Raw genomic sequence first — 15,810 nt, 5'->3', positions numbered from 1 at the left:
CTCCGTGCCGTGAGCCTGCTCAGACGTCGTAGTTCGCGTCGAAGGTGTCGCGCCGGTCCTGTTCCTCCTGCTGCTGGCGCAACTTCTCCTTGAACGCCTGGTCGGCGGCGGCAACGCGGTCGGAACGCCGTGCCGTCTTCTCCCTCTCCTCGCGCAGCTTTGCCTCGGCCTGTTCGCGGGCGTCTTGCGCTTTGGAACTGCTACCCATGGTGCTCATCCCCAAGGGCGGGGTGGTGGATCGCTTCGCCCTCAGCCTCGCACGTCCGCGAAAAGCTCGCACAACGGTCGGTTCGGCCGGGGGGAGCCGGGGAAACCCTCAGGCCACCCCGGCGGTGTTCAGCAGGTAGGCGGTCAGCGGGTCGTAGTAGCGCGGGCTGAGGACGTGGTCGTCCAGCGGGATCGTCACCTGGAGCGTGCCCTCGGCCTCGCCCAGGAACAACGCCGGGTCGTTGCAGTCCGCGAAGCCGATGGTGTCGATGCCGCGCTGCGCGGCGCAGCCGGCCCAGCCGTGGTCCGCCATGACCAGGTCGGGGAGCGGGCTGCCGTCCCGCTCCAGCTGGTCCAGGATCGCCGACATCGGCGCGGGGGAGTGGGTGTGCCACAGGCTCGCGCCGCGCTCCAGCACCGCCACGTCCGCGAACTGCACCACCAGGCCGTCCTCCACGGCCACGATGCCCGGCACCGTCATGATCTCGCAGCCCTTGGCGCGCAGCGCCTGCGCCGTCGCGCGGTGCACATCCAGCAGCCCGCCCGGGTGGCCGGTCGCGAACAGCACCCGGTGCCGGCCGGCCGCCGCCTTGCGCAGTACCGCCGCCGCCCGCTCCAGCGCGTCCACCGTCAGCTCGGGGTCGATGGTGTCCTGGCCCTGGCGGTGGTGGGGATCGTCGTTCACTCCGCAGCGCTCCGCCATCACGGCGAGCACATCCTGCTCGTCCGTCCATCGTTCGCCGAGCTCCAGCCCGAGCCAGTAGTGGCGGTCACCGTTGGCGAGCTTGCGGTAGTGGGAGAGGTTGTTCTCGCGGGGGGTGGCGACGTCTCCGGCGATCCGGGTGCGCACCAGATGATCGACAAGCTCGGCGCGCGAGGGGGCGGAGGCTTCTGCGGCTATCGGCATAGCGCCCATTGTGCCCGTACGGATCCTGCGCGGCGGGGGAGTTTCGTACCCCGGACGCCCGCGTCGGCCGCCCCCACCCCTGGCCAAAACGTCCAACGCCCTCGCCCCGTCTTCCGCAAATGTCCATGGGCCGCGCGCGTGGAGGTCCCTAGCCTCACCCTCATGACCACCGCAGCCAGCGCATCGAACGAGCCCGTGGGCCCCGTCGACTCCTCCCGTATCCCGCGTTACGCCGGTCCGGCGACCTTCGCCCGCCTGCCCCGCCTCGACGAGGTGTCCCGGGCCGATGTGGCGGTCGTCGGCGTCCCCTTCGACTCCGGCGTCTCCTACCGCCCCGGCGCCCGCTTCGGCGGCAACGCCATCCGCGAGGCCTCCCGCCTGCTGCGCCCCTACAACCCGGCCCAGGACGCGTCCCCCTTCGCGCTCGCCCAGGTCGCGGACGCCGGCGACATCGCCGCCAACCCCTTCAACATCAACGAGGCCGTCGAGACGGTCGAGGCCGCGGCCGACGACCTGCTGGGCACCGGCGCCCGTCTGATGACCCTCGGCGGCGACCACACCATCGCCCTGCCCCTTCTCCGCTCGGTCGCCAAGAAGCACGGCCCGGTGGCGCTGCTCCACTTCGACGCCCACCTGGACACCTGGGACACCTACTTCGGCGCCGAATACACCCACGGCACCCCCTTCCGCCGCGCCGTCGAGGAAGGCATCCTCGACACCTCCGCGCTCTCCCACGTCGGCACCCGCGGTCCGCTCTACGGCAAGAAGGACCTCACCGACGACGAGAAGATGGGCTTCGGCATCGTCACCTCCGCGGACGTCTACCGCCGCGGCGCCGACGAGGTCGCCGACCAGCTGCGCCAGCGCATCGGCGACCGCCCGCTCTACATCTCCATCGACATCGACGTCCTGGACCCGGCCCACGCACCCGGCACCGGCACCCCCGAGGCCGGCGGTATGACCTCCCGCGAGCTCCTGGAGATCCTGCGCGGGCTGTCCTCGTGCAACCTGGTCTCCGCCGACGTCGTCGAGGTCGCCCCGGCGTACGACCACGCGGAGATCACCGCCGTCGCCGCCTCGCACACCGCGTACGAGCTGACGACGATCATGTCGCGCCAGATCGCGGCGGGGCGGCAGGGCTGACGGTCACCGTGCCGCCGCGTGCGGACACGCATGAGCGCGGCATGACGACGACGGCCCGCCACGGAACCACCGTGGCGGGCCGTCCGCACGGACCGGGCGAGCGCCGTGTCCCCGCGGGCGGTCGCCATCAGGTGCAGCCAGGCCACCCACTCGCCCTGACCGGCCGGCGCCCCCCGCTCAGGTGCGCGAAGAAGGCGTCGGCGGCGAGGCTGCCGTGGGACGGCGGCACGGGCAGGTAGCTCGCCGCGTCGCGCGGTGTGTCCGGGCCGACGGCCCGTCAGTCGTTCTCGAAGACGTACATCCAGGCCTCGGACTCGGAACCGTCCTCGTCGAGCATCCACAGCTCACCGCTGACGTGCTGGCGCAGTGCGTACCGCTCGTCCCTGTTGTCCACGGTCGCGGAGATGCGCAGACCGATCAGCCACTGGCCGACCATGGCGAGGAAGGCCTCCAGCGAGGACGCCACGAGCGCCCCGCCGACCGGATCGCCCTCGTCCCCGGAGACCCGGAACACCTCTCCGCCGGTCCCGTCCAGGACCACGTCCGCGCCCATCCACCGGCCGAGCCGGAGGAACGGGCCCTCGCTCTCCGGTTCTTCGGCCGCGTCCTCCGGCCAGTCGAACTCGGTCAGGAAGTCCTCGTCGTCCGGGGCGAGCCGCAGTCCGCCCTCGTCGAGCACGGGCACGCCGACGTCGGTCAGCACCTGGCGCGCCCCGTCCTCGGCGACAGCCTCCGGCAGTTGCTCCTCCTTGAAGGGGCGGAAGGCGCGCTCGCCCACGACAGCACGCAGGTCCGCGGTCCCGGGCGGTGCCGCCCGCCGCGGGGTGGTCGGGCCCGCCGCCGCGTACGGGCCGGAGAGCGGCGCGCGGTACGGCATGCCGGCCGCCTCCTGCCAGCCCTCGGCGGGTGCCAGGGCGAAGAGCCCGCCGGGGCCGCCCAGGATCGCCAGCTCGCCGACGCTCAGCACCGGGGCGAAGAGCAGGCTCGGATGTGCCGCCGCGGTGCCCGGGACGGCGGCTTCGAGTGCGTCGAGCGTGGTGATCGGACCGTCGGATCCGGAGCCCTCCGGCCGGCTGAGGACGGCGTGGAACTCCTCCGGGACGACGGTGTCCTCCGGCCAGGGCCCGGCCAGCGGATCTCCGGTCCGCGCGTCCCAGATGCTGACGTCCACGTCCGGCGTGCCGAGCGCGGCCACCGCCGGCCGGCCCTGCCAGCGCACCTCGACCGTCTCGCCGACCACGCCCGGCGCCAGGAACGACGCGTGGAACCCGCCCGGCGGGCGCCAGCGGGTCCACACCGCCTTCCAGGGAAGGCCGATCCCCGAGGCGAGGAGCCCGGCCACGAAGTCCTCGTCGCCGCGTGCGGTCGCCATGAGGTGCAGCCACGCGGCCCAGGCTGCCTGCGACTCCGGCACGACCCCGTAGTCCCAGAGGTACGCGGCGTCCGCCGCCGCGGAGTTGCCGCCGATGCCTCCGTAGTGAGCGCAGCGCGCGGCGTCGAGGAGGGCGGTCTGCGGGAGGTGGGCGACCAACTCGCCGCGGGCGGCCAGGTCGTCGAGGGTCTGCGCGGTCCACTTCTGCTCGTGGTCGGCCTGCGCCGCGTGCATGGCCAGGCCGCCGGCTGCGTACCTCCCCAAAGGGCCGCTCGCCACCCACCCGTCGGGGTGGGCCAGTTCCCCTTCGGCGGCGAGGGCCCGCAGCCAGGCCGTCATGTGGCGGTTGACGAGGGTCACGGTCTCCGCGGCGGTCTCCTGCCGCAGCGCCTCGGCCAGCCCCTCGTCGACGAAGCCGACGCCGTCGCCGCGCTCCTCCAGCCACGGGGAGTGCTCCGCCAGCACCGCCCGGAGCGCGTTCTCGTCGACCGGGCGGCCGTCCTCCGTGCCCCCGGTACGCCAGCCCGACACGAGAGCCGCCCAGGCGCGCAGCGGCACCGTGCGGGGCTCGGCGAGCGCCAGGGCCCGCACCGCGTCGGGCCAGGCGGACGGTGTCGCGCCCCCGTCCGCTCCCGCCGGGGTCTCCAGCCGGAGGCCGGCGTCGCCTGAGCGCAACAAGGCCGGCGCGTCGAGGTGGGCGATCACGTGCAGCCCGGTGCGTGCGCACAGCGCCTTCAAGGCGCCGGTCAGCAGCCGTTCCGCCTCGTACGAGCGGCGGGTGCGGCCCATCCGGTGCACGTGCGTGAGCAGCACCAACCGCCGCTCGGGGAGGGCGCGTACCTCGGAGATCCACTGCAGACCGCCGTGGCGCCAGGACTCCAGCCCCAGGGCCGCCAACACCTCGCGCAGCAGGTCCTCAGCGGTGCGCTCCGTGGCGTCGACCACCACGCTCGACGCCACCTGCGCGCCCACGTCCCGCAGCACCCGCCCGCCATCGGCCGCGCCCCCGCCGCCGACCAGGTTCAGCCAGCCCCCCGGCGCCAGCGGATCCGACGAGTCCTGCCACCAACGCAGCAGCCGATCCGTGGCCTCCTGCGCGGGAACGGTCTCCAGCGCCGGGGTGTTACTGGTCATCTGGCTGCTCTCCCTCGACTACTTCTTGGGCAGCATATGGGTGCGGGTGGTCGCCCACAGCTGGCCCACCTTCCGCAGGTGACGGTCCATCTCCTCGTCCATGATCTGCTCCCGCGGCTGCCGGTGGTCCTTGACCCGCTCGTCGATCTTGGAGTCGGACAGCTGGGCCTTGCGGAGCGCTGCCTTCTTGGCGGCGTCAGACTGGCCTTCCATGCTGTCCAGGAGGTCTTGGCGCTCCTTCTGGAGGCGCGCACGTTCCTCATCGCGGCCCGGCTGGCCGTCCGGATCGGTCCGGTAGGTCGTGCTGTAGTAGACGGGGAAGGGCGCACGCTTCTGGATCTCCGTGGTGCAGTGGGCGTGCCCCAGGCCCTCACCGCACGGCTCGCGTTCCGTGTACAAGCCCGCGATCCGGTACGTGCCCTGGCCGCTCGCCTCCTGGCTCGTGTTGAGCCGCTCGACCCATTCCAGCAGGTGCCGCTCGGAATGCCGCGGGGTGTAGCCGGAGGTTCCGGCCGGGACGGAGGAGTCGACCACGTAGGTGCTGTTCCCGTTGCTGTCGACGACCTCGACGACCGCATAGTTCCGGCCCGAGAAGTCAGGCCTGGTGGAACCCGCCTCACGCAGGAGCCGGTTGACGTGTGCGGTCGTCAGAGGGCGGTCGGCCAGGTTCGGGTGTCGGGTGTCGCGAAGGTCCGTCAGCGCCTGGCGCTCCGGTGTGCCGGGCTCCCGGTACGTCTCCGGCCACGACCCCGAGGGCTTCGACTGTTCGCGGGAGTGGGCGGCTGCGGAGACCACGTTCTGCTCGATGGGGTCGGGTTTGCCGTCCTTCTTGCGGGGTGGGGTGCCGTGGTACGGGTTCTCGCCATCGGTGGCCCGCTGCGGGCTCTGGCCGACGCCTTGGTCCTCGTGGAACGCCTGGCTCATCCGGGCGAGAGTGGCTACGACGGCGCCCCGTTGGCCGTCGTTCATGTCGGCGAAGTCCTTGCCGAGCACCTCGCGCAGTTCCCGCTCGGTGAAGGCCGTCGGCGGGACCTCGACGGTGTCGTTGCCGTCCTTGGCGTTGTGCTGCCTGGCGGCGTCGGCCGCGGCCTTGCGGTCGGCGGCCCGCTGGAGCAGATCGGCGAGGCTTCCGTCGTTCGCCCAGTCCTGCATGCGGTCGTGGACCGGATCGAGCCCGATCCGGTGGACGGGATGGTGCTGGGGCGCGTCGGGGTGATTCGGGTCGATCCGGATCCCCTGCTGCTCCGAGTCCGGGGGCAGGGAAGCGTGGTGATCCAGGGCCTTCTCGGGCTCGGGCAGGTCGGAGTTGCGGTGTTCCCGGGTGTTCTCCGCCGACTCGGGGTCGGCGTCCTCCATGTCCACGTCAGAGGATTCGTCGGACGGGTCGTGGTCGGCGTCCTCCATGTCCACGTCCGAGGATCCGTCGTAGCCGGCGGGTTCGGCTGCGGGGCGGCGGTCGCCTTGGGTGTTGCGGTCGTGTTGTGGGGTGTTGTCGTTGACGGGGCGGCGGTTGGGGTCGAGGGGGATGGCGTGGACGCCGTTGGTGCCGTCGTGGAGGGGTTTGTTGCTGCGTTGGCCGGTTTGGGCGTCGACGTAGGTGATTTTGCCGTTGTGGTTGACGGCGTTCCAGGCGTGGGCGCGGCCGTTGGAGTCCTGGGTGATGATGACGGCTTGTGAGCCGTGGCCGGATTCGCGGAGGGTGTTTTCGAGGCGGTTGAAGGCGTCTTTGCCGTTGCCGTAGTCGTTGAAGCGGGCGCCGAGGGTGTTTTCGATGCGGTCGCGGCCGCCTGTTTCGCCGCGGTCGGAGGGGGTGCCGTCGGGGTTGGTGTCGGGGGTGCGGTGGGCGGCGGCGGTGGGGTTGCCGGAGAAGGTGTCGGTGGTGGCGAGGGCGGTGTCGACGCAGTTGTTGTTGCGGCCGGGGGCGTCGGGGCCGGGGTCGTTGATGGAGTTGACCCAGTTGCCGTCGTCGGGGTCGGGGTGGCGCTGCGGCTCGCCGTTGTCGTCCTTGGGGACGCTGTTCTCGACGTTGTTCTGGTGCTCGTCGGTGGGGCCTTCGAGGCCGCCGGGGCGTTCGCGGTTGCGGGTCTCCGAGGCGGGGGTGGGGTCGGAGTCCGGCCGGTGCTCGGGGGCGTGGTCGTCGGGGGAGCGGTCGTCCGGGGAGTGACCCTCGGGGGTGTGATCCGGGGTGTTGTCGTGCTTGGGGGGTGGATCGTCGTTGGAGGGGTGGTCGTCGGTGGTGGGGTGGTCGCCGGTGGGCTGGTCGTTGGTGGGGCGGTCGTTGGCGGGTCCGTCGGTGGTGGGGTGGTCGTCGGTGGGTCGGTTGTCGGTGGGGCGGTCCGTGGTGCCGGGCTGGTTCGACGGGGTGGGACGGTCTGTGCTGGTGGGCCGGTCCGAAGGGTTGGGGCTCGTGTCCGTGGGGCGGTCCGACGGGGTGGGGCGGTCCGTGGCGGTGGGGCGGTTCGTATCCGTGGGTCGGCCCGTGTCCGTGGGCCGGTGCGACGGGTTCGGGCGGTCCGAGCCGGTCGGGCGGTCGGTGGGGCGTGACGGGTCCGCGGGGGTCCCCGGCCGCTGAGCGTCCGGTCGGGGCGTGGTGCGGCCGGGGTCCGGGCGCGTGGCGTCGGGACGAGCCGTGTCGGGGCGCGCCGCGTCAGGGCGTGTGCTGCCGGGGCGCGGCGGTGCGGTGGCGGGCCGCTGCTGCTGGAAGGGCCGGTCGCTTCGGGGGTCGTTCCGCGGGCTGCGCGGGCCCTCCGGGCGACGCGATCCACCGGTGTCGCGGGACGGCTGCGAACCGTCCGGACGGCCCGACGGCGCGGCCCCGGGACGGCCGGTGGGCGACGGGGTGCCGCCGCGTGGCGAACCGGACGGGGACGTCGCCGGGCCGCCCTGCGGGGGCATGGCGCCGGGCATGCCCATCACCGGGCCGGTGGCCTGCGGGGTGCTCTGGGGCGACTGTTGTGGTGTGGAGGGCGTGCCGCTGCCGGGGTCCGCCGTGTGCTGGGTCGGCGGGGGCGCGGTCATGGTGTCCGCGGACTGGAGGTTGGTGCCTTCCTCGTTACCGCGGTCGTGCGGCATGGGGTCGCCGGGCGAGGGGTCGCGCTGGCCGATGGGCGGGCCGGAGGACGTGTGAGGTGCGGGGGCGCCCTGGGACGGCATGCTCATATGCGGTGTGGCGGGCCGGCCGCCACCTGCGCCGGCGTTGTCGCCGTGCTGCGAGCCGTTGCCGTTGCCATTGCCGTCACCGTAGGGCGAACTGTCCGTGTTGCTGGGCGGGTTGCCGGCTATCGGCCCGGGTGACGACTGCTGCGGCTGCCCCCCGACCTCGTGGGACGGGCCGTCGGACGGCGGGGCGGTGTGCTGGCTCGGGGGCGACTGGTCCGGCGACGCATGGTCCGGGGCAGGGCCGGCGTCGGGCACCGGGGACGGGCCCGGGACGGGCGACGGCGCCGAGTCCGGGTGCGCGGACGGGCCCGGGGACGGCTGGGCACTGCCCGAGTCGGAGCCGGGGTCGGGGCGTGCTGCGTCGGGTGTGGTGTCGGGTGTGGGGTGGGTGCTGACTTGGTCGGGGTCGGGGCGTGCTGCGTCGGGTGTGGTGTCGGGTGTGGGGTGGGTGCTGACTTGGTCGGGGTCGGGGTCGGGGCGCGCCGCGTCGGGGGTGGTGTCGGGTGTGGGGTGGGTGCTGACCTGGTCGGAGTCCGGGCGCGCTGCGTCGGGTGTGGTGTCCGGTGTCGGGTGCGTGCTGACTGGGTCCGGGGTGGGGCCACCCTCGTGGGGCGAGCCAGAGTCCGGCGTCGACCCGGAGTCGGGCGTGGAGCCGGAGTCCGGCGTCGAGCCTGAGTCCGGCGTCGAGCCCGAGCCCGGAGTGGATCCCGAGTCGCCGTACGGATTGTGGTTGTTGCCGCCCGTGTAGCCCTCGTCGAAGGCGGTCCGCTGGTCCGGGGGCGGCAGAGGCTGCGCCCGGGGGCCGCTGCGGTCGCCGTCCGGGCCGGAGTTGGCGCCGCCGTCCGAGTTGCCACCGCCGTCGGAGGTGGAACCGGAGCCGGACGAGGGGTTGCTGCCGGAGCCGCCGTCCGCGCCGGTGTCGCTCTGCGGGCGTGGTGTGTGCGAGGGGCCGCCGCCCGATCCGGTGCCTGCGCCGCCGGAGCCGCCGCTCGACTCCCCGGAACCGCTGCCGGACCCCGCGCCGCCGCCGTCGGAACCGCTCCCCGAGCCGCTGCCGTTGGCGCCGTCCCCGGACCCGCTGCCGGTGCCCGTTCCGGAGCCGGTACCGCCACCCGCGGAATCGCTTCCGGAACCGTTCCCCGAGCCGGTCCCGGACCCACCACTGCCCGACCCCGACCCCGACCCGCTGCCGCTCCCGGAACCGCTGCCGCTCCCGGACCCGCTGGTCTCGTTCGACCCACTGCTCTCGTTGGAGCCGCTGCTCTCGTTCGAGCCGCCGCCGTCCCCACCGCCGTCCTCGCCCCCGCCACGTCCCGCGGCGTGGTCCAGCCCGTTGCGGGCGTGGTGTCCCGCCTTGGCGCCGGCGCCGTCGCGCAGCGACTCGGCGAACGTCTGGCCGGAGTTCTTGAGCGCGTCCACGCCCGCGTCGGCGCCGGTCTTGAGGCTACGGTTGACGTCGAAGCCCTGCTGGGCACCGAAGTTCATGTTCATGCCCTGCGCGATGGCGTCGGAGATCATCGCCTCCAGAGCGGAGATCGCCGGCTCCTTGAGCGTCTCCGTGATCGCTTCGACCAGCGCCTCGCGGGCCTCCTTCAGGAGGCGGCGCACGATCAGACGGGTGGCCTGGGTGGCGCCCGCCGCGCCGATCTCGGAGAGTCCCAGGGTGAACGGGGCCGCAGCCTGGGCCGCGATGATTTCCGCCGCGAGGATCGCCAATTGGGCGATCACCGCGACTTTCATCCCGATGATGATTCCCGCGCCCACGTCCATGGCGACGGCGATCATCTCGGCGGCCGTGCGGGCGTCATTGAAATAGCCCGAGCCGTCGGCGAACTTGTCCCAGGTCTTGCTGAAGCCGTCGATGCTGTCGCCGGAGTTGGCGGAGAGGACGTTGCCCGCGGCACTGACGCCGTCCGCCTGGAGCTGTTCGACGGTGGCCGCGAAGTCCCGCCAGTGCTGGGCGGACTCCATCATCTTGTCCTCGTCGCCGGTCGGCCAGTCGTAGCCGAGCATCTCGAGGACCCATTCGAGCCAGTCCGGCAGCATGAGCGACATGGCGGAAATCCCCCCGGATTGCGACGCATTGATGATGGCGGGCGGTGCGGAAAGGAAAAGCGGGTGGTCCCTCAGGTGTTGGGCGACTTGAGGGCGATGATCTGCTGGCTGTTCGCCTCGGCGTTGGCGACGTGCTGCTTCATCAGGGAGTCGTTGAAGTCCTCGTCGGCCTGATGGTTGTCGGCCATGGTGTTCAGGGCGCCGCCGATCTCCTGGAGCTTGGCGGCCAGATGCCCCATGGACTCGTACATGCCGTCGCGCAGACCCTCGTAGACCACACCGAACTTCTCGCCGATGTCGTCATCGCCCCACGGCGGGGTGTCCTGGCCCTCCAGGCCCGTCAGGGCGTTCTTCAGTTTCCCGACCGCGGATTGATACCGCTGCCCGACGCTGGTGAAGTCCTTTCCCCCGGCCTTCAGTGACGGTATGTCGGCCTGTAGTCCGTCTCCGGCCACGGCGCCTCCCCCGGTCCCCTTGTGCGTCGCCACATACAGCAAAATGTTGGGCAAATCTTAGCTCTAGAGGGTCCACTTTGCTCAAGAGGTGGTCTGTCACAACGGTGTTACTGATGCAGGGATGACCGATCCGTCCATACGGCGATGCGCACGGACGGCGTTGTGGAATCTGTTATGCCGGGGCGTCGGTCGCGTCGGTCGCGTCAGTCGTCGTTTCGCGCCGTGCCCTGACCGCCCCTGCCGTGACCGTCTCCCGGCTCCTCGTCCCGGTCCAGGCAGCGCAGCGCGAACCACAGTTCCATCCGGACGTCGGCGTCGGCGAGGTCGGTGTCGAGGAGGGTGGCGATCCGGGCGATGCGCTGGCGGACGGTGTTGCGGTGGATGCCCAGGGCGCTCGCGGTGCGGTCCCAGCTGCCGTGCAGCGAAATCCAGTGGTGGAGGGTGACGAGGAGGGAGGGGGCGTCGGCCAGCGGGGCGAGCAGGGCCTCGGCGTGCTGTCGGGCGTCGTCGGGGGCGATCAGCGAGGTGACGCTGTGCGGGCCGGGGCCGCGGTGGCGTACGAGGGAGGCGCGCTGGGCGAGGGCGCGGCGCAGGGCGGTGGCGGCGTGCCGGTCGGCGGCCGGGAGTTCCTCGACGGGGACGGGGGCGCTGACGCCGAGCGTCCAGCCGGGGTGCGCGGTGATCTCGCGGTCCCCGGGGACCAGGGCCCTCAGCGCGGCGGGACCCGTCGCCTCCTTGCCTGGCGAACCATCCGTGTCCGGGGTGTCCGGGGCCACGAGGGAGGTGCCCAGCGCCGCGGCCAGCGCGGTCGCCGGCTCCGTCGTGTCGCGGCGGCGCCGGGCGTGGACGACGGTCCACCGGGGGTGGCCGAGGAGCGGGGCGACCTCGGCCGGACGGGCGCCGAGGAGGAGTTGGACCAGGGCCGCGGAGTGCCCGGCGGCGACCGGGCCGGTACCGGCGGCGGGGCCGGTGATCAGGGACAGGAGGACGGCGGCGACCCCGGCGATGGTGTGCGCGGGCGGGTCGTGCGGATCGGCGGCGACCACCAGCGCGAGCGGAACGGAGCCTCCCCTGTTCGAGCAGAGCCGAGAACTTGCGGAAGCGTCCGTGGAGCGGCCGGTCAGCGCGTATGCGGACAGGTGGGTGCCCGGCAGGGTGTCGGTGGCCGAGGACGGGCCGGTGGTGGCGGAGCCGGTACGGATTCCGGGCCCGCCGCCCGCAGCACTGCCGGATCCCGCACGACCGCCGCCGCCCGCACGACCGACGGCTCCCGACCCGCCGCCCGGCCCCGCCCCGGCCCCGCCGACGACCCGTGCGAGCCGGTCCGCCGCGGCCCGTACGGCCGGGGTGGGGGCGGGCCCGGCGGTGCCGTGCACCGTGCCGTCCGGCGCCAGCAGCGCGGTCCAGCCGTGGACGTGGCGGGCCAGCGCGCGCAGCACGGCGGGCGCCGGGTCCGGCCGGGCGGCGGCCGCGGCGAGCGCGCGCTGGGCCTCGCTGAGCCGGGTCAGCTCGCGGTGCCTGGCCTCCGTCACGGCCTGCCATACGGCGCTCTCCACGGCGGTGAACGGCGTACCCGCCGGGACCTCGACGAGCGGCAGCCCGTGCCGGTCGCAGGCCGCCACCAGGGCGCGCGGGACCGCATCGTGCACCGGCGCGATCCCGAAGCCGAGCGCGGCGGCGCCGGCGGCCACCGTGCGGGCCGCATAGCCGTCGAGGTACGCCTCCAGCGCGGCGTCGGGGTCCTCGCCCGCGCCCCCGGCCACCTCGGCCAGATGCACCCCCGCCGTCAGCAGCATCTCGCCGCCCAGGAGGTACGGCACCGGGTCGGCCATCTCGGAGGTGTGCACCCAGTGGATCGCGACGCCCTCACGGGGACCGGCGATCTGGCGCAGCCCCAGATCCGTGCGGGCGAGGAGATCCGCCAGCGGGACCGGCGGGGTGGACGGTGCGGGCATGGGGTGCGATGGGTGCGGCATGTACGGACCATCCACATCGGAGGGTTGTGGCAGTCGGAAACGTACACTTCAGCGCCGCTTTCCCGCCTCCTAGGGTCAACCCCGAAGACGAGGCGCCCGGCCGGCTCCCCCCGCTCGCCGGGCGCCCGTCACCCCCACGCCACACACCCCTCTCCCCCTCGGCGCAGCTGGAAGGGATGGCCCATGGCTGTCGACTATGCGGTGATCGTGCTCTATCTGGCCGGAATGCTCGCCATGGGGTGGTGGGGCATGCGACGCGCCACCTCCAAGAGCGACTTCCTGGTCGCCGGGCGCCGCCTCGGCCCCGCGATGTACTCCGGAACCATGGCGGCGATCGTGCTCGGCGGCGCCTCCACCATCGGCGGCGTCGGACTCGGCTACCAGTACGGACTCTCCGGCGCATGGATGGTCTTCACCATCGGCCTCGGACTGCTGGCACTGAGCGTCTTCTTCTCGGCGCGGATCGCGCGGCTGAAGGTCTACACCGTCTCCGAGATGCTGGATCTGCGCTACGGCGGCTCCGCCGGGCTGATCTCCGGCGTGGTCATGTGGGCCTACACGCTGATGCTGGCGGTGACCTCGACGCTCGCCTACGCGACCATCTTCGACGTCCTCTTCGGCCTCGACCGCACCGTGTCGATCGTGCTCGGCGGCGCGATCGTGGTGGCCTACTCGACGCTCGGCGGGATGTGGTCGATCACCCTCACCGACATGGTCCAGTTCGTCGTCAAGACGATCGGCGTGCTGCTGCTCCTGCTGCCCATCGCCGTCATCAAGGCGGGCGGCTTCGCCGAGATGAAGGCGCGGCTGCCGCACGACTACTTCGCGCCGCTGGGCATCGGCGGCCAGACGGTCTTCACCTACGTCCTGATCTACTCCTTCGGCATGCTGATCGGGCAGGACATCTGGCAGCGGGTGTTCACCGCGCGCAACGACAAGGTGGCGCGCCTGGGCGGCGTCGCGGCCGGTACGTACTGTCTGGCGTACGCGCTCGCCGGCGCCGTCATCGGCACCGCGGCGAAGGTCCTCTACCCCCATCTGGGCAGCCCGGACGACGCGTTCGCGACGATCGTCAAGGACGCGCTGCCGGTGGGCGTCCGCGGGCTGGTGCTGGCGGCGGCGCTGTCCGCGGTGATGTCCACCTCCTCGGGCGCGCTGATCGCCTGCGCCACGGTCGCCAACAACGACATCTGGGCGCGCCGGCGCCCCGCGGGCCGACGGACCGGGCATGACGAGGTGGCCGGGAACCGGGCGTTCATCCTGCTGATGGGCGTCCTGGTCATGGGCATCGCGATCTCCCTCAACGATGTCGTCGCGGCGCTCACCGTCGCCTACAACCTGCTGGTCGGCGGGCTGCTGGTGCCGATCCTGGGCGGGCTGCTGTGGAAGCGCGGCACGGGGGCGGGCGCGCTGGCCTCGGTCGCGGCGGGCGGCGTGACCGTCGTCGCCCTGATGCTCTCCCTCGGCGTCCTCGCCAACGAGCCCATCTATTACGGGCTGCTCGCCTCGCTGCTCGCCTACGTGGTCGTCAGCCTGCTCACCAAGCCCACGGACGCGGCGGTCCTGGAGGCCTGGCGGGCTCGGCTGGCCGGGCGGGCGGACGCCGCGCCGCAGCTGTCCGGCGTCTGAGGCGCCGGGGCCGCGCCGCGCCCGAGCGGCGATCGAGAACGGGCGGCCGGCAGGCCGCGTACACGCACCACGGGACGGAGAGTCACCCACCGATGAGCACCACCCCCGACCCGGCGCAGCCGCGGCGCAGCGGCGGCGACCTGGTCGTCGAATCCCTGGCCGCCCTCGGCGCCTGCACCGTCTTCGGGCTCCCCGGACAGCACGCGCTGGGGATCTTCGACGCGCTGCGCCGCTCCCCGTTGCGTTATGTGGGGCTGCGGGTGGAGAACAACGCCGGGTTCGCCGCCGACGCCTACGCCCGCACCACGCACGGTGTCGCGCCGCTGCTGGTCTCCACCGGCCCCGGTGCGCTGATGGCGCTGGCCGCCCTCCAGGAGGCGGCCGCCGCCTCGGCCGCCGTACTGGCCATCGGCAGCCAGGTCCCGCTGGCCGGGATGGGCGGCGGCCGGCACGGCTATCTGCATGAACTCACCGACCAGAGCGCCGCGTTCCGGGGCGTGGTCAAGTCCGTCCACACGGCCCGTACGGCCTCGCAGATCCCCTCCGCGGTGGCCGCCGCCTGGGAGTCGGCGCTGAGCGTCCCGCACGGGCCGGTGTGGCTGGAGATTCCGCAGGACGTGCTGCTGGCCGCCGTCGACGTGCCGCCGGTGACCGCGCCGGAGGTACGGCCCCGGGAGCTGCCGCCGCGCCCGGAGCTGATCGAGGCGGCCGCGGAGCGGCTGACCGGTGCCGGGCGGCCGGTGATCCTGGCCGGTGGCGGCGTCGTGCGCGCCGGAGCCGAGGCGGAGCTGCTGGCGCTCGCCGAGCACCTCCGGGCGCCGGTCGCCACCACCTTCGGCGGCAAGGGGGCCTTCCCCTGGGAGCATCCGCTCTCGCTCCGCTCCTGGCTGGAGGACCGGCACACCACCGACTTCCTGGAGGACGCCGACACCCTCCTGGTCGTCGGCTCCGGGCTGGGCGAACTCTCCTCGAACTACCACACCTTCCGGCCACGCGGCCGGGTCGTGCAGATCGAGGCGGACCTCGGCAAACTGGAGTCCAACCACGCCGCGCTGGGCATCCACGCGGACGCCCGGCTCGCGCTGGGCGCGCTGCTGACGGCGGTGGCCGCGCGGCCGCCCCGCGCGGTGCCCGAAGGCGCCGACCCCGAAGCGGCCGCCGCCGGCCTCCTGGCCCGCGTCCGCGACCGTATCGACGGGCAGGACCTCGAGTTCGAGCAGCGGATCCTCGCCGCTGTCCGGGAGGCGCTCCCCGATGACGCGGTCAGCTGCTGGGACATGACGATCCTGGCCTACTGGGCCTGGTCCGCCTTCGATCCCCGGCGCACGAACGCGCTGCACTCCGCCCAGGGCGCCGGCGGCCTGGGCTATGGCTTCCCGGCGGCGCTCGGTGTGGCCGTCGCCGACCCCGGCCGGCCGGTGCTCGCCGTCTCCGGCGACGGCGGCGCCATGTACTCCGTCGCCGAACTGGCCACCGCCCGGCAGTACGACCTGCCGGTCACCTGGCTCATCGTGGACGACGGCGGCTACGGCATCCTCCGCGAGTACATGACCGACGCGTTCGGCGAGGCCACCGCCACGGAGCTGGCGCGGCCGGATTTCGTCGCCCTCGCGCAGTCCTTCGGGGTGCCGGCGGTGCGTACGAGCCCCGCGCGGCTGCGGACGGACCTGGCGGCGGCGCTGGCCGCGCCCGGCCCCTCCGTGGTCGTCCTCCCGGCCCGGCTGCGGATGTTCGCGCCGACCCATACGGGCGGCAACTAGGGCCTGTCCGATG

General features: G+C 73.3%; 9 protein-coding genes. 3 read left to right on the top strand and 6 right to left on the bottom strand.

Annotated features, from left to right (window positions below):
* Positions 1–19: 19 nt before the first annotated feature.
* Both AC5677_RS13845 and AC5677_RS13840 read right to left on the bottom strand, forming a co-directional pair.
* Positions 20–208, bottom strand: coding sequence for a hypothetical protein (locus AC5677_RS13845; protein ID WP_497195345.1), 189 nt, complete (start codon positions 206–208; stop codon positions 20–22).
* A gap of 108 nt (positions 209–316) precedes the next feature.
* Positions 317–1,114 (bottom strand): phosphatase, encoded by a 798-nt coding sequence (locus AC5677_RS13840; protein WP_497195344.1) that lies wholly within the window; start codon positions 1,112–1,114, stop codon positions 317–319.
* Positions 1,115–1,276: 162 nt separating this feature from the next.
* Here AC5677_RS13840 and speB point away from each other — a divergent pair, with 162 nt between their 5' ends.
* Positions 1,277–2,257, top strand: a complete 981-nt coding sequence (speB, locus tag AC5677_RS13835) for an agmatinase (protein ID WP_497195343.1) — start codon at positions 1,277–1,279, stop codon at positions 2,255–2,257.
* A gap of 277 nt (positions 2,258–2,534) precedes the next feature.
* Here the strand turns inward: speB and AC5677_RS13830 are convergent, their stop codons facing one another.
* The 4 genes from AC5677_RS13830 to AC5677_RS13815 form a co-directional block, all read right to left on the bottom strand.
* Positions 2,535–4,763: an SUKH-4 family immunity protein gene (locus tag AC5677_RS13830; RefSeq protein ID WP_497195342.1), complete on the bottom strand. Its 2,229-nt coding sequence runs from the start codon at positions 4,761–4,763 to the stop codon at positions 2,535–2,537.
* A gap of 18 nt (positions 4,764–4,781) precedes the next feature.
* Positions 4,782–9,977: a toxin glutamine deamidase domain-containing protein gene (locus tag AC5677_RS13825; protein ID WP_497195341.1), complete on the bottom strand. Its 5,196-nt coding sequence runs from the start codon at positions 9,975–9,977 to the stop codon at positions 4,782–4,784.
* 71 nt (positions 9,978–10,048) lie between these two features.
* Positions 10,049–10,432, bottom strand: coding sequence for a WXG100 family type VII secretion target (locus AC5677_RS13820; protein WP_497195340.1), 384 nt, complete (start codon positions 10,430–10,432; stop codon positions 10,049–10,051).
* 203 nt (positions 10,433–10,635) lie between these two features.
* Entirely contained in the window at positions 10,636–12,408 is a 1,773-nt protein-coding gene (locus AC5677_RS13815) for a helix-turn-helix domain-containing protein (RefSeq protein ID WP_497195339.1), read from the bottom strand.
* Positions 12,409–12,591: 183 nt separating this feature from the next.
* On the opposite strand from AC5677_RS13815, the gene AC5677_RS13810 reads away from it, so the two are divergent.
* On the top strand, positions 12,592–14,037 hold the full coding sequence (locus AC5677_RS13810) for a sodium:solute symporter family protein (RefSeq protein ID WP_497195338.1): 1,446 nt from the start codon (positions 12,592–12,594) through the stop codon (positions 14,035–14,037).
* 92 nt (positions 14,038–14,129) lie between these two features.
* A complete protein-coding gene (locus AC5677_RS13805) occupies positions 14,130–15,797 on the top strand; it encodes a thiamine pyrophosphate-binding protein (protein ID WP_497195337.1) in 1,668 nt (555 codons plus the stop codon).
* Positions 15,798–15,810 lie beyond the last annotated feature (13 nt).

It is taken from the genome of Streptomyces sp. JLSY215, from assembly GCF_059682825.1.
Note: the sequence above shows the minus strand (reverse complement) of the source record. Positions and strands in the feature narration are given on the sequence as shown.

Excerpts from the sequence above, each read along its gene's own strand:
- AC5677_RS13845 (WP_497195345.1), bottom strand. The coding sequence starts at position 208 with ATGGGTAGCAGTTCCAAAGCGCAAGACGCCCGCGAACAGGCCGAGGCA.
- AC5677_RS13840 (WP_497195344.1), bottom strand. The coding sequence starts at position 1,114 with ATGCCGATAGCCGCAGAAGCCTCCGCCCCCTCGCGCGCCGAGCTTGTC.
- speB (WP_497195343.1), top strand. The coding sequence starts at position 1,277 with ATGACCACCGCAGCCAGCGCATCGAACGAGCCCGTGGGCCCCGTCGAC.
- AC5677_RS13830 (WP_497195342.1), bottom strand. The coding sequence starts at position 4,763 with ATGACCAGTAACACCCCGGCGCTGGAGACCGTTCCCGCGCAGGAGGCC.
- AC5677_RS13825 (WP_497195341.1), bottom strand. The coding sequence starts at position 9,977 with ATGTCGCTCATGCTGCCGGACTGGCTCGAATGGGTCCTCGAGATGCTC.
- AC5677_RS13815 (WP_497195339.1), bottom strand. The coding sequence starts at position 12,408 with ATGCCGCACCCATCGCACCCCATGCCCGCACCGTCCACCCCGCCGGTC.
- AC5677_RS13810 (WP_497195338.1), top strand. The coding sequence starts at position 12,592 with ATGGCTGTCGACTATGCGGTGATCGTGCTCTATCTGGCCGGAATGCTC.
- AC5677_RS13805 (WP_497195337.1), top strand. The coding sequence starts at position 14,130 with ATGAGCACCACCCCCGACCCGGCGCAGCCGCGGCGCAGCGGCGGCGAC.